The sequence below is a fragment of the Lysinibacillus sp. FSL K6-3209 genome (assembly GCF_037976175.1).
In the GTDB taxonomy this organism is placed as follows: Bacteria; Bacillota; Bacilli; order Bacillales_A; family Planococcaceae; genus Lysinibacillus; species Lysinibacillus sphaericus_D.
On sequence record NZ_CP150264.1, the window covers coordinates 1,309,923 to 1,329,776 of the forward strand.

Consider the following 19,854-nt stretch of genomic DNA (forward strand, 5'->3'; position numbering starts at 1 on the left):
ACGAGCAGAAAGGACATGGAAAGTAGTACTTTCCATGTCTGCAGTAACAATGGGAAAAGGAAACAAAATCTAGTATTGATATTACCTAGTGTACAAGATGTTAATATTTTATGGAGAAAAAGCGGGACGATAGAAGGTCTCTATCCCCTATTAAAAGGTTATGAACGTACAGTAGAGCAACTATTAAAAATGTTACCACACCAAACTGCGGAAAAAGTAAGAAGCATTGAAAATGACGATAATGAAGTTAAGTGTTATAGAGCATTGCTAGGTGGATATGCATGTGTCCAGATGCTAAGGGAGCTTGGCGTTCAACCATCCGCATTAGTTGGGGAAGGGATTGCTGAACTTGTCGCTATGGTTTGCGCAGGTGCAGTGACGTTGAGAGATGCGATTAGCATAATTCAAACATATGGACAACTTGCTACGTATGAAGCCATTTATGAAAAATATGCTATAAGAAACAAACAAATTCCGTTAATAAAAAAGCCTGGTATAAAAGCTAAACAACATATTGAAGATGCGCTTGTCATAAAACTTGGCAGTAGTGATTTAGAAAATTCGATTACAAAACGATGTATGACAAATGTTGAAGATGAAAATGTCTTGAATCTGATAGAAAATCCGAGTGATAGCTATATCAATAATGTTTACCGCCTTATCGGGGACCTATGGTGTAGAGGGATAAAAATTGATTGGGATACGCTTAGTGCTACTACTTCTTCTTTAAAAAGAATTGCATTACCAACTTATGTCTTTGATAAAAAAGAATATGATAGTGACGTAGTAAATGGCATAAATCCTTTAACAAGTAATAAATCAATACATTCTGCTATAGAAAAAGATGAAATAGAGCAACTCGATCCTGCTGTTGTATTAAGGAAGCTTTGGGAAGAAGTAATTGGTATAACGGATATTCAGAAAACAACTGATTTCTTTGAAATGGGTGGAGATTCACTGAATGCAATTATGCTTTCTTCTAAAATCAAGGAAACATTAAAAATTGAATTTCCAGTGTCTGACGTATTTATTCATTCAACATTTGGCAAAATGGAAAAATATATTGATGCTCATTTAGATCAAAAATCAGTAGATGTAATTGAAAAGCTTGGCGTTCAGAAATATTATGAAGCATCCTCTGCGCAAAAGAGAATGTACATAATGAACGAATTGGTTGAGGATGCAATCCCGTATAATTTTGCAGCTGTCTATCATGTCAAAGGAAAATTACAGCATACTAAAATCCAACAATGCTTTTCTAAAGTGGTCGAAAGACATGAGGCATTCAAAACTCGGTTCGACATGGTCGATGGTGAAATAGTTCAAATTATTGAAGACAATGTCGATTTCAAAGTGAAGTTTCAAACGGTTGAAAAAGAGCGGTTAGAAGAAGCGATAACAGCAAATTTAAAGCCATTTAACCTTGAAAATGCACCATTATTGCGCGTAACTTTTATTAGCTTAAATGAGGAAGAGCATGTAATGGTTCTGGATATGCATCATATTATTTCAGACCAGAGTTCTTTAGATATCCTGCTAAAAGAAATCGGGCTCATTTATCAGGGTGAGGAGCTTCCAAATTTAGAGATTCAATATAAAGATTTTGCTAAATGGCAAAACGATTTTTATAACAGTGGAAAAGTGCAAAAGCAACTGGAATATTGGAAAAATGAATTTAAAGAAGGTGTTCCAGTACTAGATTTGTATACCGATTATGACAGACCAGAGTTTATAAGCTATGATGGCGGTCAAATTCACTATTCTTTTGAACATAATCTAAATCAAGGAATTCTTGCTTTCACTAAGAAGCATGGAATCACACCATATATGTTTATTATGGCAGCCCTTAATATAATGCTTTGGAAATATACAAACCAAAGAGATATTGTCATTGGTACCGTTATCTCAGGCAGAAACCACGCAAAATTAGAATCGATTGTCGGTATGTTTGTTAATACTTTGGCTATTAAAAGTGAGCTTGATGAAGATACACCACTAGAAGAATTTCTTCAGTATACAAAAAATAAGCTAGTCAAATCTTATGATAATCAAGATTGTCAGTTTGAATTGCTAGTGGAGGAACTTGGTATACCAAAGAGTGTATCTAGAAATCCGTTATTTGATATTTTGTTTAATTACATAAATATTGGTACGGATGAGGTCAATATTGAAGGACTTTCCTTAACACCATATGAAAATAACGAAATTAATGTGAAATTTGATATTAGTTTTACATTGGAAGAAAAGAATCAGCAATTTTATATGGATATTGACTATTCAAAAGCTTTGTATAAAGAAGATACGATTCGTGTCATGGGCGAGCGACTCATTTATATCATTTCGCAAATGCTAAAGGATGTAAACGTAAAGCTTAAAGATATTGATATGATGACTGTGGAAGAGCGGAACTGGCTTATTGAAACAGTAAATCAAACGACTACGGATTATCCAGCACATAAAACAGTGTTATCTATTTTTGAAGACTATGCTAGAGATACGCCAAATGCTATTGCTATTGAATGGTTGGAAGATAAAATTTCTTACAAACAGTTAAATAATATGGCCAATCAGTTAGCTGAAAAACTTAAAGACCGAAATGTTGGATACCAAGATAAGGTGGCCATACTTTTAGACCGCGGTTATATGCAAATTGTTAGTATGTTGGGCATTATGAAACTTGGTGCTGTCTATGTGCCGATTGATCCTAAATTTCCTCAAGAAAGAATTGATTATATTCTAGAGGATTGCCAAAGCAAAGTAATTATTACAGATTATTCTTTGGAAGAGAAAATAAGTGTAGAAATTGAAAAATTCTTAATTGATAAAGATGAAAATACACTCAATAGAGAACACGATATCGGCATAGAATCTAGCCATACATCGCAATATTTCAATAGCGATGATTTGATTTATGTTATCTATACGTCCGGTTCTACAGGTAAACCGAAAGGAACATTAATTAAGCATAAAAATGTCGTTCGTGTCGTGAAGAATACGAACTATATTGATATTAATGAAAATGACCGCATTATGCAGATATCTAATTATGTATTTGATTGTTCTGTATTTGATATTTATGGCGCTTTACTAAATGGTGCTAATCTTGTCATTATTCCAAGAGAGACCTCCCTTGATATTCCTTTGCTAGCGGAATTTATAGAGCAGAAGGAAATTAGTGTTTTTTGTATTTCAACCGCTTTATTCCATATGTTAGTTGACGGGAAGGTCGAATTTTTAAAGAATGTACGTAAAATCATTGTAGCGGGAGAGCAGATTTCGCTTACACATGCGCAACAAACAGTAAATCAAATTGGCAAAGGGAAGCTGATTAATGCCTATGGTCCAAGCGAATCGGCAGTATTTGCAACATACTACCCGATAGATGATATAGAGGATGTTTCAATTATTCCTATTGGTATTCCATTGTCTAATACAACAGTTTATGTTGTGGACGAAAAGAAACAGTTGGTACCGATGAACGTTGCAGGTGAATTATGTTTAGGTGGAGATGGGGTAGGAGTAGGGTATCTAAATAGAGAAGACCTTACAAATGAAAAATTTATTACCCTTGAGGCAGTAGGCGGTAAAAGAGTGTACTGTACCGGCGATAAAGTGATGTGGAACAGCAGAGGCCAACTTGTATTTTTAGGTCGCAAAGATTTTCAGATAAAACTAAGAGGATTCAGAGTCGAGCTTGGAGAAGTTGAGAGACATATTAAAAATATTGATGGAATAAAAAATGTCATTGTTACTGCTGATAGGGATCATCTAGACACATTATCTATGACAGCTTACTATACGGTGAATGAAAATCATCATATAGAAAAATATGATGGCGATTATGTGCGCAATCATTTAAAAAATAGATTACCTGAATATATGATACCGTCTAAATTTGTGGTCTTAAAAGAATTCCCTCTCAACTTTAGCGGAAAAGTTGATCGAAAAGCGCTTGTAAACGCTGAACAATATTCTAAAAAAGTTATAGTGCAGGATGAGCCAAGAACACCTTTAGAAAAAACGATTCTGAAAACAATGCAGATGATACTGGATGTCAAGGAATTTGGATTGAAAGATAACTTCTTCCATTTCGGTGGTCAATCAATTAAAGCCATTGCATTAGTGAAGGCATTGTCAAACAAAGGTGTGGACCTCAAGATAAATGAAATTTTCCAGTACCAGACAGCAGAAAAAATTGCTGCATCGATAGAACCGCTTGCGGAAGTATCGCCGCCTAGGATTGATAAAATAAGTACAAGCAAAAATATAGCATTAAATGCGAAACAAATTACTAGTCTTGTAAAGAATGTGACTGCTCGTATTGAAGGTCTCTCCGACATTATCGCAGCATCTGATACGGTAATGGCATTTTCTCTATCTCCAATTCAGAAAGGTCATATGTCAAAAGGGTCGAACTATAGTGGATTTATAAACCATTTCGATGGAATAATTTCGAAAAATAGAATAAAGAATACTATTGCAGACGTAATAAGTAACAATCAGTTGCTTCACTGCTCATTAGTAGAAACCGATGGCGAAAAGAAATGGTGTGAACATGAAGTACTCAAATTAGAAACCATTATGAGTAATTATCTTACATATGTAGATATATCTATGTATACCGAGAGTGTAAAAACAACTATCATCAATAAGCTTAGTGAAGAAATACTTTTAAGAACCTACTCAAATAATGAACTACTATGGCGAATGTGTGTACTAAAAGAAAGTGATACGAGACATCTTATTATCTGGGGTGCTGATCATTTAATTTTCGATGGCATGAGTGCCGAGATTATCAAATCCCAGATTGAACAAGGATTAAAAGGTACAACGAACATCGAAACAGCTATTCCAAGTTTTAAAGAGTATGTTGATGTGCTAAACCAAGGGCCAATAGGGATTAGTGAGGAGGAGCTAATTGAAAAATTTCATTTGGTGAAGTGGAGTGAAAATAATCGTAAGGTAATGGCACAACCAAAAGGTAACGCAACCTTACAAAATAATATAGAAATTATCATTCCTTTATCAGATATAGAGCATTTAGATATTTGGTGGTATGCGTTTGATTTTGTATCTGATATTTTAAGAGATTACACAAATACAGAAGTCATTCCCTTTGTAATGCTGGAGTATGCGAGAAGTTATCAGGGGAAGGATTTTTATAATAGCGTAGGCGAGTTTTTAGATATTGTACCGATTATTAGTGAAAAAGGAAATAAAACATCAGTTGAAACGGCCATTCAGCTTTGTAAAGAGCATTCCATCAATTATCTCGCATTACTGGGGGAAGAACGATTTAGTAAGGCATATCCAAAATTAAATCAACTCCTTAGAAAATACTATTTCAATGATAAACAGTACTGTAATTTCATCCTCTATAATTTCCAAGGATTTGTTAAAGCGGATGAGAAACAAGCATTTAGTCATAACAATACTGAAAACAGCCTTGCCCGTATGTCTGTAACATTAAATTACGATAGTGACCACCTGTACATTGAATTTGAAGATGTTATTGGAATTGATGAGAAAAAATTTAGAACTATTGTAGAAAAAAGAAGCGAACAAGGGAGGGTATCACAATGAAAAATAAATATTTAACGATTTATTTAATTATTACATTTGGCTTATGTTGGGGGCTTGCATCGGCATCTATGATTTTTAATGATTTTTTTACAAAACTTTTTGGTGAAACGTCCTTTACGAACCCGATTGTTATGATCGCTTTGTATTCGCCATCCATTGCAGGTTTATTTGTTTATTGGTTAATGGGCGGCTTTGAGGCGATCAAAAATCTATTTTCTAAGTTTATTCCTAGAAAAAAAGATTTGATATGGTTTCCAATCATTATCGGTTTGTTTCTTCTTTATGTAGGTAGTATTCATTATGGTTCCATTGCTGTTGGTTTTGAAGTACCAGAGATGACATTAACTTTTAAGCAAATGGTCATAGAAGTAGTTAAAAATCTGTTTGAAGAAGCAGGAATTCTTGGTGGAGTACTTGGCTGGATCGGGTTTTTAATGCCGTATCTTCAGAAAAAATATAACAGTAATATAAAAGCGGGTGTGATAACAGGTCTTATATTCGGCATCTATGTATTACCTGGATATGTAATTACATCATTTGAATTGGCAGCTATCTTCCCATTGTACGTTATTCAATTAATGTTATTCCTTATTTTTATTAGTTATATGTTTAATGCGACAAACGGAAATCTACTCTTTTACGTTTTATTATTCTGGCTTATTTCATCAGGTGCGAGACTGGAGTTATATTACTTTAATGCACAAGTTCAATTATTACAGATTGCATTTTTCGCAATTTCTGTTGTTATTATGCATTTCCTTACGAAGAAGAGAAATATTGAACAAAAGCTTCAAGTATTACCCGAATATGTTGGGATTGGAGCATAATATTTAGTTGAAATAGGAGAAATATCATGATGGAGCTAAAAACATTTTTCAAATCCAAAGAAGGTAGTAAGGGGCAGTTAATTTGTTTTCCTTATCTAGGAGGCTATGTCAACTCATTCAATGAAATTGTGCGTGCAATGCCAGAGGATGTTGAAATATGGGTGGCGAATCCTCCTGGACATTTTGGTTCTCAACTTGAATTAATTAGTGATATTCATGAGCTAATTTCGTTATATTATCAGGAGATATCAAAGATTATTCGCCCAGGAAGCGTATTTTTGGGGCATAGCATGGGTGGCGTAGTTTCATATTTTTTGTTGGAAAGAATGTTTCAAAACCAGGAAAAAGTTCTTCCAAAAACATTAATATTATCTGCTTCTGTTGCACCATCCAGTTTTGCAAATAAACAGTATAGCAAGTTTAGTAATGAGGACTTGATAAAGCAAATACAGGTTTATGGTGGTATGCCAGAGGCTGTATTACAAGACAAAGAGTTAATGAATATTATGCTCCCCATATTTCGCGCTGATTATGGCATTTTAGAATCTTCAGCAAAAGCGCCATACAAAAAAATTGATATCGAAACACATTTGTTATGGGGAGAAAATGATAAATCAGAGAATATTCGTTCAGCGATTATGTGGAATGATTACCTTGTTCAAGATTTAAATGTAACTTCTATTGAAAATGCAGAGCATATGTTTATTCATAATTTCGAAAAGGAAGTTGTCGAGTACATTAATCAGTTTCTTAACTTAGAAGTGTTAGAACTTAAGGGCAAGTAGTTACTGTTCTTCCCAGGTCTAAGGAATTTTAGATCTGGGAATTGAATAGTGCACCTTGTATAAACAGAGTGTCGCAGACGGAAAGAGGAATGCTTTACGGAAATAAAAAGAGGGATACTTGCATAACAATAAAACTTGAAAATGACAAACTGAAATCGAAGTTGTTTTTACATATGAAAAAGTATTAGATTATGGAAAAAAATTAAAAAATTTCAAATATATATGTGTTATTTAACGGATAAAATTGTAAAATAATATTGGAGTGAATTTTTAAAAGAAGGAGGACTCGAATTATGAATGACGTAAAGACAGATGCAGGGTTTAAAAAATTCTTGGTCATCTGGATGGGGGAGCTGATATCTAATATCGGTACTGGTATGACTGCCTTTGGTCTTGGCGTATACGTTTGGCAACTTACGAAATCCGCATTGGATGTTGCTATGGTTGAGATGGCAGCGCTACTACCCATGATTTTATTCAGTCCGGCTGCAGGAGTTCTTGCAGATCGATTTGACAGAAGACTCCTTATGATTATTGGTGATTGTGTCTCAGGGTTGGGACTCGTTTTGTTATTAGTGCTAATGAATACAGGAAATATTCAAGTGTGGCAAATCTGTCTTTGTGTAGGATTTAGTTCAGCCTTCGCATCATTATTAGATCCAGCGTATAAAGCAACACTAACGGATTTACTATCAGAGGATGAATATGCAAAGGCAAGTGGTATGGTGGGGATTGCTTCCTCTTCTAAATTTTTGATTTCACCAATTATTGGTGGTCTAATTTTAGCATTTTACAGTATGGAATTAATTATTATCATTGATATTTTGACACTTGTTATAACAGTTTCCACAATTCTTTTTGTAAGAAAATCTCTTTCGGTAAAGCCTTTGGAGAAAAAAGATTTAGACTTTTTCAAAGATTTAAAAGAAGGCTGGCAAATTATTGTAGAATCAAAAGGGGTTATGCTTCTTATAGTACTGGTCTCTGTTTTAATGTTCTATATGGGGATTATTCAAGTACTATCAAAACCGATGATTTTATCATTTGCGAGTGAGAAAACAACCGGAATACTTCAGACAGTTGTAGCATGCGGTATGATGGTATCCAGTATTTTAATCGGTACGGGAATCATCAAAAGAAATTTTGTAAAGGTAATGGTCGTTAGTTTTATTGTATCTGGTATAACGATGGCAGGATTCGGCGCCACAACAAGTATCCCAGTTATTATTATTTCCGGATTTTTATTCTTTGCTTCATTGCCATTTGCAACGACATGTATTGATGTTTTAATACGAAAATCGATAGACAATGAGAAGCAAGGTAGAGCATGGGGACTTATTTCTTTAATATCACAAATAGGTTTCGTCGTTGCTTACGTTATTGCAGGTGTTCTGGCCGATTACGTATTTAACCCAGCATTAGTTGAAGGTGGCGTTCTAGCAAATACTGTTGGAAAAATTATAGGTACTGGTGAAACTAGGGGAATTGGTTTTTTAATCATTCTTTCTGGAGTAGGGCTAATAATTACGGCATTATTTGTTTCAAAATCTAAAGGTATTCGAGAAATGGAAAAACAAAAAGATACTGAGCTAATACCAACTGGGCAGTCAGTTCAATAAGAAGAATTTAATAAATAGGTACGTCGTGTAGTTAGATGAAGGAGGAATAGCTTTGTTTCTGAAAATGGTAAAGAATGATTGCTACAGAAAGAAAATTGTTACTGCAACAATATTTGTATTTATAACGATGGCAGTAATTTTAGGAGCTAGTGCAACAAATATCATTGCAAATTTAACGCAGTCAATGTCAGAACTGCAAGAAAGAGCACACCCGGCTGATATCACGCAGATGCATGCAGGAGATTATAATCAGCGGGATATTGATAATTTTACAGAAGAACAACGTGAACATATTGCAATGCAGGAAACGATGGTTCTTCTCACTTTAGATGGAAACAATATACATTTTGGAAACAACAATACAATGGCAGGTACTGTACAGGACATATCATTTGTTGTTCAAAATAAAAATTTTGACTATATATTGGATCTAAACAACAACAAGTTGGACGTAAAAGAAGGTACTGTAGCAGTTCCTATTTACTTTATGCAACAATATGACTTAAAAGTTGGCGAAACGATTACGGTGAAAAGAGGCGATTATGAAAAGGAATTTACCATTTCAGATTATGCCCGAGACTATGAGATGAATTCTTCGCTTACTTCGTCCAAACGTTTTGTTATCAATCAATCTGATTATAATGAAATGTTGGTAAATCAAGTAGGCGAACGCGAATATTTAATTCAATTCAAACTACATGAAACTGGCGATGCTCAAGCTGTTCAGACAGCATATATTGATGCAGGTCTTCCAGCAAATGGACCTACAGTTGGTGGGAAAATATTCTTAATATTTAATGCAATGTCAGATACGATTGTAGCAATGGTTATTATACTGATTAGTATTTTGCTTATTATTATTGCTGCGCTTTGTATTCGACTTACATTCTTAGCAACGATTGATGAGGATTTAAGAGAGATCGGTGTAATGAAAGCGATCGGAATCTCTAAGAAAGATATTAAAAAGGTATATCTTAATAAGTATAGAGCTATATCTGTAGTTGCGGGTATTGTGGGATATTTACTGTCCTTTGTAGTTGTTAATCTGTTTACGGGGAATATGAGACTTTACATATCTTCTGATTTATCAGGTAACTTGAAATATGTACTTTCCCTTATAGCTCCATTATTTGTTTATTTCATCATTACGCTGTATTTCAAGAAAGTGCTAAAAAGAATTGATAAGATTTCTGCTGTAGAAGCACTTCGTTCAGATATTATGCAACGTGGTAAGAATAAAAAATATAGCTTCTCCCTGCTAAAAAATAAATTTTTCAGTACCAATATTTATATGGGTATTAGAGATGTATTTAAGCGTTTCAAATTATATAGATTACTTATCGTTATATTTGTTATCTGTACATTTATTATCATCCTTCCAATAAGTGTATATAACACAATGAATTCACCGGAATTCTCTACTTATATGGGTGTAGGGAAATCTGATATGAGGATTGACCTTCGAAAAACAGATACGATTTCAGAAGATTATAAAAAATTGCAAGAAGAGTTAGCAAATGATCCAGATATTGAAAAATACGCTGCTTATATTACAGGCTCGTTTCAGGTTAAAAATGCAGAAGGTGCATGGGATTATATAAATATTGAAACCGGTGATTTTTCAGTATTTCCACTAAGTTATTTGGAGGGAAATGCGCCGAAAGAGGATGGAGAAATTGCTCTATCTTATGCGAATGCCTCTAAAGATGGCTTAGATAAAAAAGTCGGAGATACGGTAATTGTAAAGGTTGCTGGAGCAGAAAAGAAGATGACCGTAAGTGGTATCTATCAAGATATTACAAATGGCGGGAAAACGGCAAAGGCAACAACAAGTCTTGAACTAAACGAAAATGCGATTCTTTGGTATATAGTGAACATGGATGTGGCTAAAGATGTCAATATTCCGGAAAAAATGGAATATTATCAAAGTCAATATGCCTCTGCACAGGTCAATGATATTAAAGAATATACGCAACAAACACTTGGCAATATTATTGGTCAAATGAGCACGGTTGTTATCGGTGGAATTGCCATTTCATTAATCATTATTGTTTTAATTACAGCCCTATTCCTGAGAATGTTATTATCAAAAGATATGTCTCAAATCGCTATTATGCGAAGTATGGGTCTAACAGCCAATAATATTAAACAACAATATATGGCAGGAACACTACTAGTACTAATAGTAGGAATCTTCTTAGGTGTACTAGTTTCAAATTACTTAGGAGAGTATCTTGTAAGTATGGGGATGTCTTCTATGGGCGCTGCGAAAATAGAGTTAGTAAACGTTGCATGGCAGACTTGGCTACTATGTCCTTTAGCATTAATAGTAGTAGTTGGTATTACGATATCTGTGTGCTGTAAAGTAACTGTAAAAGATGATTTATCTGTTATTTTAAAGGGTTAAGAAGTAGAAAGACGATGCAATGGAGGAATAGATATGAATAACATTTTAGAGGCGACAAGAATTAACAAAATAGTAGAATTAGGAAAAAACAATGAACTGCATATTTTAAAAGATGTAAATCTAGAAATTAAAGAGGGCGAATTTGTTGCCGTAATGGGTCCATCGGGAAGTGGAAAATCAACACTTTTATATAATGTAAGTGGTATGGATCGAATTTCCTCTGGCGATGTACTTTTTAAAGGGAATGAAATCGGCAAACTAAAAGAAGAAAATCTAGCAAAGATCCGATTAAATAATATGGGTTTTATATTCCAAAATATAAATCTTTTAAAAAACCTCTCGTTAATTGATAATGTTATGTTCCCTGCGCTTGTATCCAAAGATGCAGATAAAAATAAAGTATATAAAAGAGCAAAAAAATTATTAGAAATGACTGGGATTGCAGCGCTTGAAAATAATAATATTAATCAAGCTTCAGGGGGCCAGTTACAAAGGGTCGCGATATGTAGGGCATTAATTAATGATCCAGATATTATATTTGGGGATGAACCGACAGGCGCATTAGATTCTAAATCAGCGACAGAGATTATGTCACTTTTAACAGAAATCAATAAAGAAGGAACAACAGTTATGCTGGTAACACATGATGCAAAAGTTGCGGCAAAAACTGAAAGAGTTCTATTTATGGTAGATGGAAAAATTGTCGCTTCTAAGAAAATGAATAAATTTGATGCGAAGGTTGACAATATTAAGGAAAGAGAAGAAAGCATTATGAAATGGATAGTGGAAAGTACAGATACTTATAGCAACAAGGATGAAGAGAAGATGGCCAAGTAATTAACGCTTTTGTATTTCTTGTTGCAAAATTATACTATAAAGTGAAATCCAAAGACCAGCTGATTAAAATTTATATGGGGCACAATGATGATATATAAATATGCAATAAAAATAACAGAAAAAGCGTATCAAGATATTTTCCAACAATTTGAGCTAAGGATTTCTGCTGAAAGAAAAGAGAAAGTAAGCAAATTCCACTTTGATGAAGATAAAAAGCGCTCTATATTGGCAGAAGTTCTTTTACGTCATTCTTTGAAGAGAGACTTTGGCATGACAAATGACCATATTCATTTCATTATCAATGAATATGGTAAGCCTAGCCTTCAAAATTTCGACCATATTCATTTTAATTTGGCGCATTCAGGTGACTGGGTTGTATGTGCAGTGAGTGATACGCCTATTGGAATAGATATAGAACAAGTAGCAATGATAGAAATGGACATTGCAAAAGCGTATTTTACAAGCAGTGAGTATCAAGATATTTTAAGTCAACCAAAAGACAAACAAATACAGTATTTTTATAAACTTTGGACATTGAAAGAAAGTTATGTAAAAGCTGAGGGAAAAGGATTGACTATTCCCCTTGATTCTTTTTCGTTTTGCATTCAACCCGAAACAATACAACTGTTTGAAAGCAACCAATTGTCACAGAAGTATAGCTTTCAATTATTTGATTTAGATGATTTTCATATCGTTGCCTTGTGTTCCAAGCAGTTATCGGAAGCACCGATTTCCATTGTTACTTTAAATCATATTGATATATGGTAATGTTTAGCGGGCTGTCCTAGTCATTTAGAGGACAGCCTGCTTTTTTTACAGGATTTTGGAAACCGTTATATAGCCGCTTAGAAGTATTTCGTAAAATTACTTCGACCACCGTCATTTTCCCAACGCTCAATATCTCTTCCATCTTCGTCCCACACATCGGGTCTTTCCCTACAAGACATTTGACATCCCCTTTATCAAATAGTTCCTTTCTATAGTATGTGAAGTTGTAACTTTTAGTTCATAGAAAAGGTTGTAAGCGCTGATAAGTCGGTGTAAATCACCGATTAATCCATGTAAATCTTCGATACGTTAGCGCCTATTGTTGATAGAAAGTGAAATGACAATTTGGGAGGAAGCATTCATTTATTCCTCGTTAAAGCTATATTTTTGCATATGTGTCAAGTGACGTGGTGCATATACTGTGGTGAGGAGGGGGGGAGGTGAGCAATTATGAGAATTAACTGGAAGATTCGATTCATGCATAAGCCGTTTTTATTAGCTTTATTTTCCATGCTGTTACTACTCGCTCAACAAGTGGGTGCCTTGTTTGGTTATGATTTAACAAGTGCAATGAGTGAGCAACTAACGTCCATTTTGAATACAGTGTTATCGATTCTTGTTTTAATGGGGGTTGTTGTCGATCCGACTACGAGTGGTACTAGTGATAGTGAACGTGCCTTAATGTATCGAAAACCTCGATAAAATTTAATGATATTTATGTAAAGTGTAATTTTACAATAAAAGTGAATATGATATAATGTAAGAAAATTCTAATTGCTAAGGGGGATGATGAATTGTCGCTAGAAATGGAGCAGCGAATTGCTAGGCTAGAAAAAGAGATGGTAGTGTTACGCCGAGAAATGGATGAGTTAAAGCACCAACAGTCACAAGAAAAAACAACGATACAAAACATGAACAAATCCATCACTGTCCAATCAGCCTTACCAACCTTAAAAACAAAGCCAACGCCACCAACTCCGCCAATCCCAACACCGAAAACAAATGTACAACAAGGGCGTTCAATCGAGGAGCAAATTATGTGGGCGCTTCCGAAAGTATTTATGGTTATTTTAGTGTTGGGCGTGTTATGGGGGTTAAAACTAGTTAGTGATTATGGCTACTTATCAAATGAGGTGAAAATCATCCTCGCTTATTTATTATCCATCGCATTAGCAACCATAGCCTATGTAGTAGAACGTAGAAAGCTAGGGTCACCAGCTGTAACCATTTCCTTATATGGAGGGGCATTTATCGTAGGTATATTAACTACTGCTGCTGGTGCTATGCTATATGATGTATTAGGTTTAACATTAGCATTGTTTATTGCCATCCTATTCATTGGCTATGGCATAGCCATCAGCTATCTAAAGAAAAATGAGGTGCTTACTTTATTTGTCGCCTTTACCTCATTGTTATTACCGTATTTACTAGAATACATGGATTTTAGCACATACATTATATTATTCTTTGTCATTGTCCTGTTTACAATGTTGCAATTTGTTATTCTGCAACATAAACAAAAGATTGCGCTGTATGTCGCTACTTTTTTCTCAATTTTGGCAATTGGTATTGTCGCCTTTATGAATAATGATAACCAAGGAATGTTTGCATTAGGTTTGTTTATGACACTTGCTATTTTCTACACGAGTTGGTGTCGCTTGTATAATGCTGAATCGAAATGGAAGCACATTTATGTTGGATTGCAATTTAGTTTAGGGGTCTTTAGCTTACTAATGATGAACTTGATAAGTAGTCCACTTGACTATAAAGAGCTCCTACTGTTTGGATTATGTATGTTATTTATAGTTATAGCGGGTTATGGCTATAAGCAAAAATGGCAGGAGGCATTTGATAGTGCCGTAACACTCGCATTTATTACACTTTGTAATACGCTATTGATTATGAATCTACCAGAAAAAGTGGATGATTTACTTCTTCCATTCATACTATTTGCAGGCGTTATGATGAGCTTACGACTTCGAGTAAGTGTGATGAAAGTTGTCAGTTCAATAGGGTTTTTCGTGGCACTGATTGTTAGCTTTGTTATACACGAGCCAACCCCATTTTTTAGTATAGAACATCTCGCCTTATTGATGCCAGGGGTATATCTCTTCATTATTTATATGTATGCATTACGTCGTAAAGAAACATTAAATGCCTTTGAGAAATGGATGAAAGATTTATATGTGCTTGATTTATTAGCAGTTATTACAGCTAGTTACTTTATCGCTTATATAGGTAAGTTGGATAGTGTTTATATTGTAAGTCCTAGTAATACCCCGCATCTAATGAGTATCAGCATTGTATTGTTGTTTGTAGGGTCACTGTTGCTACCAGTAGCATTTAAAGGGCGGGCATTAACGCCAGTGCTGACTGTATTATTCTTGTTATTTACATTTATGTTAAGCATTATTCCTTCTAATATACAAGGGATTGAATGGCTCAATATTATGACACGGTTAACCTTCATTGCTACGATTAAGGCCATCATCCTTGATTTGCTCATGAAGGGACGTATTTATCGAATCTATCAAGACTATATGCCGAAATTTTTAGATGCCATTGTTAGTGTAGGTGTAGTAAGTGCGATGCTAGCAGTATGTGGTCTTGTGTCACAACTTGCTTATAACGACTTACTAGATTGGAAGCTTAGCATTGCACTAACAACAATTACGTTATTCCTAACGGCAAGCCTATCATTATGGCTCGGCGTGGTACGTCACTTACGAATACTGCGACTTTCCGGCTTTGTCATATTAGCCATCGCCTTTATAAAACTAATTTTCTTTGACTTATCCGCACTCGATTTATTAATACGTGCAATACTTTTCATCTCAATCGGTGGCATCGGCATGCTACTGTCTGGCCGATTGTTGAGGAAATAAAAATAAAGACTGTTTACTAGTGTGACTAGTAAATGGTCTTTTATTTTACCGTGAAAATTTTTGTCCATAAAAAAGTGCCCCAAAGACGTGCCATTTCTATATGAAGGTAACAGGAACATGGATAGAAGCTGTAGAATTTTATCATTACAGTTCACTTGTATTGAATTCAAACACGAGTCAGAAACACCAGAAAAATGTAGAGTTTACTATTTCCGCGACCGTCGGGGTCACAACCTTTTGATAATGGACAATAAGCGCTATGTTAGTTTAGGAGGTAATAAAAATGGAAATGGCTTATACAATACTTGTATTCGTATTTGGGCTTGTATTTGGTTCTTTTTTTAATGTGGTAGGCTTACGTGTGCCGATGAAGGAGTCGCTAATCCAACCACCATCACACTGTACGACTTGTCAGAGGCAATTGACGCCTAAAGATTTAATACCGGTATTGTCCTATATAGTTTTAAGAGGCAAATGTCGTAGCTGTGGGCAAAAAATTTCATGGATTTATCCGCTAATAGAGCTGTTAACAGGGATATTATTTACCTTTTCGTATTGGCAATTTGGATTTAGTGAAGAATTTATCGTAGCTTTATTATTAATTTCATTATTGGCGATTGTTGTTGTATCGGATATTGCCTATATGCTTATGCCGGATAAAGTACTCTTGTGCTTTTTGCCATTATTAGTGATTGGGCGTATGCTAGCACCTTTAACGCCGTGGTGGGATAGTATTGTAGGTGCTGTCTTTGGCTTTGGCATATTATATAGTATCGCAGTTGTGTCGCGTGGCGGGATAGGTGGCGGCGACATAAAATTATTCTTTTTACTTGGCCTTGTATTAGGGACAATCAACACACTATTGACATTATTTATAGCAGCCTTCATTGGAATGGTTGTCGGTATAATTGTGCTTCAAGTGCGGCAGCAAGGTAGAAAAACGCCGATTCCATTTGGCCCTTCCATCGCACTAGCGGCGGTTATAGTGTATTTCTATGGAAATGTCATAGTACAGTGGTATGTAGGATTATGGTAAGGAAGGAGAGAGATAGATAGATGAAACCAATTATAGGTATAACGGCGTTTGCGGAAGACGATTTATCATCGAGATTAAATGTAGCCTATAGCAATAGCATTATTGAAGCTGGTGGCATCCCACTTATTATTCCGCTGGGGGTAGAGGAAGATGCGGCACAAATTCTATCGTTAACGGATGGTTTACTTTTATCGGGTGGGCACGATGTTCATCCATTTGAATTTGGTGCTGAACCTTTGCCAAAGCTAGGACAGATACACCCAGAAAGAGATAAGGTGGAGCTGGCTTTACTTAACGCAGCCTTTACAAGGAAAATGCCGATATTCGGTATTTGTCGTGGTATTCAAATGCTCAATGTTGCATTGGGTGGAACGTTATACCAAGATGTTGATAGTGAATATCATAGTAGTAAGCTGCTAAAACATGCACAACAAGCGGCTCGTGGTGTTGCCACACATTATGTTCACATAACACCCCATACATTGTTAAAAACAATTATTGAAGAAGAAAAAATTGCTGTTAATTCCTTTCATCATCAAGCAGTAAATGTCTTAGCGGAGAAGCTAGTCGTTGCAGCAAAATCGAGTGACGGTCTAGTCGAAGCAGTGGTCCATGAAGATTTTCCGTTTTGTCTGGCAGTTCAGTGGCACCCAGAAGAACAGGCAATTGTAGGAGATATTGCTGCGCAAAAACTTTTTTCAGCTTTCGTTAAAGCGAGCATGTTATATAAAAGAGAAGCATAGTGAATGCTTCTCTTTTGTCGTGGAATTAGTATAAGAATGCATTAATGTACACGGCGATATAAGCCGACAACTTGTCCTAAAATCGAAACTTGGTCTACAATAATCGGTTCCATTGTAGCGTTTTCTGGTTGTAAGCGGAAATGATTTTTTTCTTTAAAGAAGCGTTTGACAGTTGCTTCATCTTCTTCGGTCATGGCTACGACGATATCACCGTTATCGGCTGTAGCTTTTTGCTTGACGATGACTAAGTCCCCGTCAAAAATTCCTGCCTCAATCATCGATTCACCCATGATTTCTAACATAAATAACTGATCTTCGCTTGTCCCGTAAATATCCGGTAAAGGGAAATATTCGTCGATATTTTCAATCGCTGTAATTGGTGATCCAGCAGTAACCTTCCCTACAAGTGGTACATGGATAACACTTTGCTTTTGAATTGAATCCTCAGGCTCTAAAATTTCAATTGCACGCGGTTTAGTAGGATCTCGTCGAATAAAGCCTTTTTGCTCTAAACGAGCTAAATGTCCATGAACTGTTGAGCTTGATGCAAGTCCAACTGCTTCACCAATCTCACGTACAGATGGTGGATAGCCCTTTGCGCGTACTTCTTCTTTGATAAACGCCAGTATGTCTTCTTGTCTTTTCGAAACTTTTTTCATGATTGCTCACCTCTTTTTTTCATATCATTCTTCTTACTAGATAGTATAGCAGAATGCGAACACTTATGCAAACATAGGTTCGAAAAGTGTTTGACAAAAACGTTTGTTCGCTTTATTATAAGAACATACATTCCGAACAAACATTCTAAAAAAGGGGATATGATGCATGAATTGGTTTAAAAAAAATACACATATTTCAATTTTATTGGGCGTAATTTTATTATTTGCAAGTTATCTTTTTATAACTGATCCTGGAGATATTACGTACACTGAAATTCATATAGAGCATGGCGATAGCTTATGGTCGTTAGCCGAACAATACCGTGGTAAAATGGGTACGGATGACTGGATTAAACTAGTGAAAGCCGAGAACGAATTACATAGCGTTAATATTGTTGCAGGGAAATCGCTCGTTATACCAGTAGTGGGTGACAATACGAAGCCCACCAATTCTATTGAAATTGCGAGAAGTGGAAAATGATGAATAAAAAACGAACGGCTGTACTTTACTGCCGGGTTAGCACGGAAAAAGAGACCCAAAGTTCTTCATTAGAACGACAACAAGAAGAATTGCTGCGTTATGCAAAGGAACAAAACTATGAAGTGATACAGGTTTTTCAGGACAAACATAGTGGGTATGATGTGGAACGCGAAGGTTTACTTGAGATGCTCGATTTTATTAAAGAAAACGAAATTCAAGCATTATTTGTACAAGATGAAACACGTTTAGGGCGTGGGAATGCCCGAATGGCTGTACTCCATTTATTGCAAAAAACAGAAACAGATGTTTTTTCGATGCGTGATGGGGGGCCTGTCCAATTAAATGAGATGGACACGATGTTGCTTGAAATATTAGCGATTGTAGAGGAGTATCAGCGTAAAATTCATAATGCGAAAATTCGCCGCGGTATGCGTCGAGCAGTAGAAAATGGCTATCGGCCAGAAAATAACTTGTCCAATCGTGGCAATCCAAATGGTCAGGAGCGCAAGGAAGTACCGATAGAAGAAATTGTGAAGTTGCGAAACCGAGGCTTTACTTTTGAAGAAATTGCAATGACAATGAGAGGTCTCGGCTTCGAAGTTAGTAAAGCAACCGTACATAGGCGCTATCAAGAACACAAGAAAGATTAGCAGGCAAATAATTTGCACTGCTAGTCTTTTTTTATTCTAGTCTTGAAGGGTAGTAGAGAGCTCAACTTTGCCATTCTTCCTGCAAAATAGCGTAATAGTACTCATCCCACCAATCGTCACCATAAGGTATACATTTTTTGAAAAATCCTTCACGACGCATACCGATTTTTTCCATAACACGATAGGATGCAATATTTTCGGGCTGACATGTGGCGATGATGCGATGAAGCTTCATTTTCGTGAAGCCATAATTTAATAGGGCTTGTGCTGCCTCTGATGCATAGCCTTTACGATAATATGCAGGATTTAACACCCAGCCAATTTCATATGTATGCTCGCCAAAGTAAGGATGGAATACGAGATGACCGATAACTTGTGACTGCTCACGTAAAACAATGGCAAAATGCTTTGCTTCGTCACGATTATCGGAAATAAATTTTTGCACTTGTTCTGCAGTTAAAACGCCTTCTGGCATATAGTGCATCACTGTTTGATCGGACATATAGTTAACAACAGCCCGCCAATCTTGTATTTCAAATTTTCGGATATGTAATCGCTGTGTTGTAATGTTCAC

At 35.6% G+C, this 19,854-nt stretch carries 15 protein-coding genes; 13 read left to right on the top strand and 2 right to left on the bottom strand.

The genetic code is table 11. The annotated features are described in order from the left end of the window. Positions 1-189: 189 nt before the first annotated feature. From MHH88_RS06140 to MHH88_RS06190, 11 genes are all read left to right on the top strand, one after another. Entirely contained in the window at positions 190-5,583 is a 5,394-nt protein-coding gene (locus MHH88_RS06140) for an amino acid adenylation domain-containing protein (protein ID WP_339261860.1), read from the top strand. After that, positions 5,580-6,410, top strand: a complete 831-nt coding sequence (locus MHH88_RS06145) for a hypothetical protein (RefSeq protein WP_176723145.1) — start codon at positions 5,580-5,582, stop codon at positions 6,408-6,410. The genes MHH88_RS06140 and MHH88_RS06145 overlap by 4 nt, the downstream gene beginning before the upstream one ends. 26 nt (positions 6,411-6,436) lie before the next feature. Then, positions 6,437-7,195: a thioesterase domain-containing protein gene (locus tag MHH88_RS06150; protein WP_339261861.1), complete on the top strand. Its 759-nt coding sequence runs from the start codon at positions 6,437-6,439 to the stop codon at positions 7,193-7,195. A 293-nt stretch (positions 7,196-7,488) separates the two neighbouring features. Continuing rightward, complete coding sequence (locus tag MHH88_RS06155) at positions 7,489-8,814, top strand: MFS transporter (RefSeq protein ID WP_069509910.1); 1,326 nt, start codon at positions 7,489-7,491, stop codon at positions 8,812-8,814. Positions 8,815-8,866: 52 nt separating this feature from the next. Continuing rightward, positions 8,867-11,221: an FtsX-like permease family protein gene (locus MHH88_RS06160; protein ID WP_339261863.1), complete on the top strand. Its 2,355-nt coding sequence runs from the start codon at positions 8,867-8,869 to the stop codon at positions 11,219-11,221. A 33-nt stretch (positions 11,222-11,254) separates the two neighbouring features. Continuing rightward, the gene (locus MHH88_RS06165) at positions 11,255-12,058 is read left to right on the top strand and encodes an ABC transporter ATP-binding protein (RefSeq protein ID WP_339261865.1); all 804 of its coding nucleotides are present in this window, start codon (positions 11,255-11,257) and stop codon (positions 12,056-12,058) included. 84 nt (positions 12,059-12,142) lie between these two features. Then, positions 12,143-12,826 carry a 4'-phosphopantetheinyl transferase superfamily protein gene (locus MHH88_RS06170; protein WP_339261866.1) on the top strand — a complete coding sequence of 228 codons (684 nt, stop codon included), beginning with the start codon at positions 12,143-12,145 and terminating at the stop codon, positions 12,824-12,826. 450 nt (positions 12,827-13,276) lie between these two features. Then, positions 13,277-13,528, top strand: a complete 252-nt coding sequence (locus MHH88_RS06175) for a phage holin (RefSeq protein WP_024361536.1) — start codon at positions 13,277-13,279, stop codon at positions 13,526-13,528. 92 nt (positions 13,529-13,620) lie between these two features. Continuing rightward, complete coding sequence (locus tag MHH88_RS06180; protein ID WP_339261867.1) at positions 13,621-15,711, top strand: DUF2339 domain-containing protein; 2,091 nt, start codon at positions 13,621-13,623, stop codon at positions 15,709-15,711. Positions 15,712-15,994: 283 nt separating this feature from the next. After that, the gene (locus tag MHH88_RS06185) at positions 15,995-16,747 is read left to right on the top strand and encodes a prepilin peptidase (protein ID WP_339261869.1); all 753 of its coding nucleotides are present in this window, start codon (positions 15,995-15,997) and stop codon (positions 16,745-16,747) included. 20 nt (positions 16,748-16,767) lie between these two features. Further along, a complete protein-coding gene (locus tag MHH88_RS06190; protein ID WP_339261871.1) occupies positions 16,768-17,490 on the top strand; it encodes a gamma-glutamyl-gamma-aminobutyrate hydrolase family protein in 723 nt (240 codons plus the stop codon). 41 nt (positions 17,491-17,531) lie between these two features. Here MHH88_RS06190 and lexA read toward each other — a convergent pair whose 3' ends face one another. Next, a complete protein-coding gene (gene lexA / locus MHH88_RS06195) occupies positions 17,532-18,149 on the bottom strand; it encodes a transcriptional repressor LexA (RefSeq protein ID WP_024361531.1) in 618 nt (205 codons plus the stop codon). 166 nt (positions 18,150-18,315) lie between these two features. Here lexA and MHH88_RS06200 point away from each other — a divergent pair, with 166 nt between their 5' ends. Together MHH88_RS06200 and MHH88_RS06205 are read left to right on the top strand one after the other, a co-directional pair. Next, positions 18,316-18,630, top strand: a complete 315-nt coding sequence (locus MHH88_RS06200) for a LysM peptidoglycan-binding domain-containing protein (protein ID WP_339261873.1) — start codon at positions 18,316-18,318, stop codon at positions 18,628-18,630. Continuing rightward, on the top strand, positions 18,630-19,280 hold the full coding sequence (locus MHH88_RS06205; protein ID WP_339263004.1) for a recombinase family protein: 651 nt from the start codon (positions 18,630-18,632) through the stop codon (positions 19,278-19,280). Before MHH88_RS06200 ends, MHH88_RS06205 begins: the two co-directional genes overlap by 1 nt. A 61-nt stretch (positions 19,281-19,341) precedes the next feature. Here MHH88_RS06205 and MHH88_RS06210 read toward each other — a convergent pair whose 3' ends face one another. Further along, positions 19,342-19,854, bottom strand: coding sequence for a GNAT family N-acetyltransferase (locus MHH88_RS06210; RefSeq protein WP_069509893.1), 513 nt, complete (start codon positions 19,852-19,854; stop codon positions 19,342-19,344).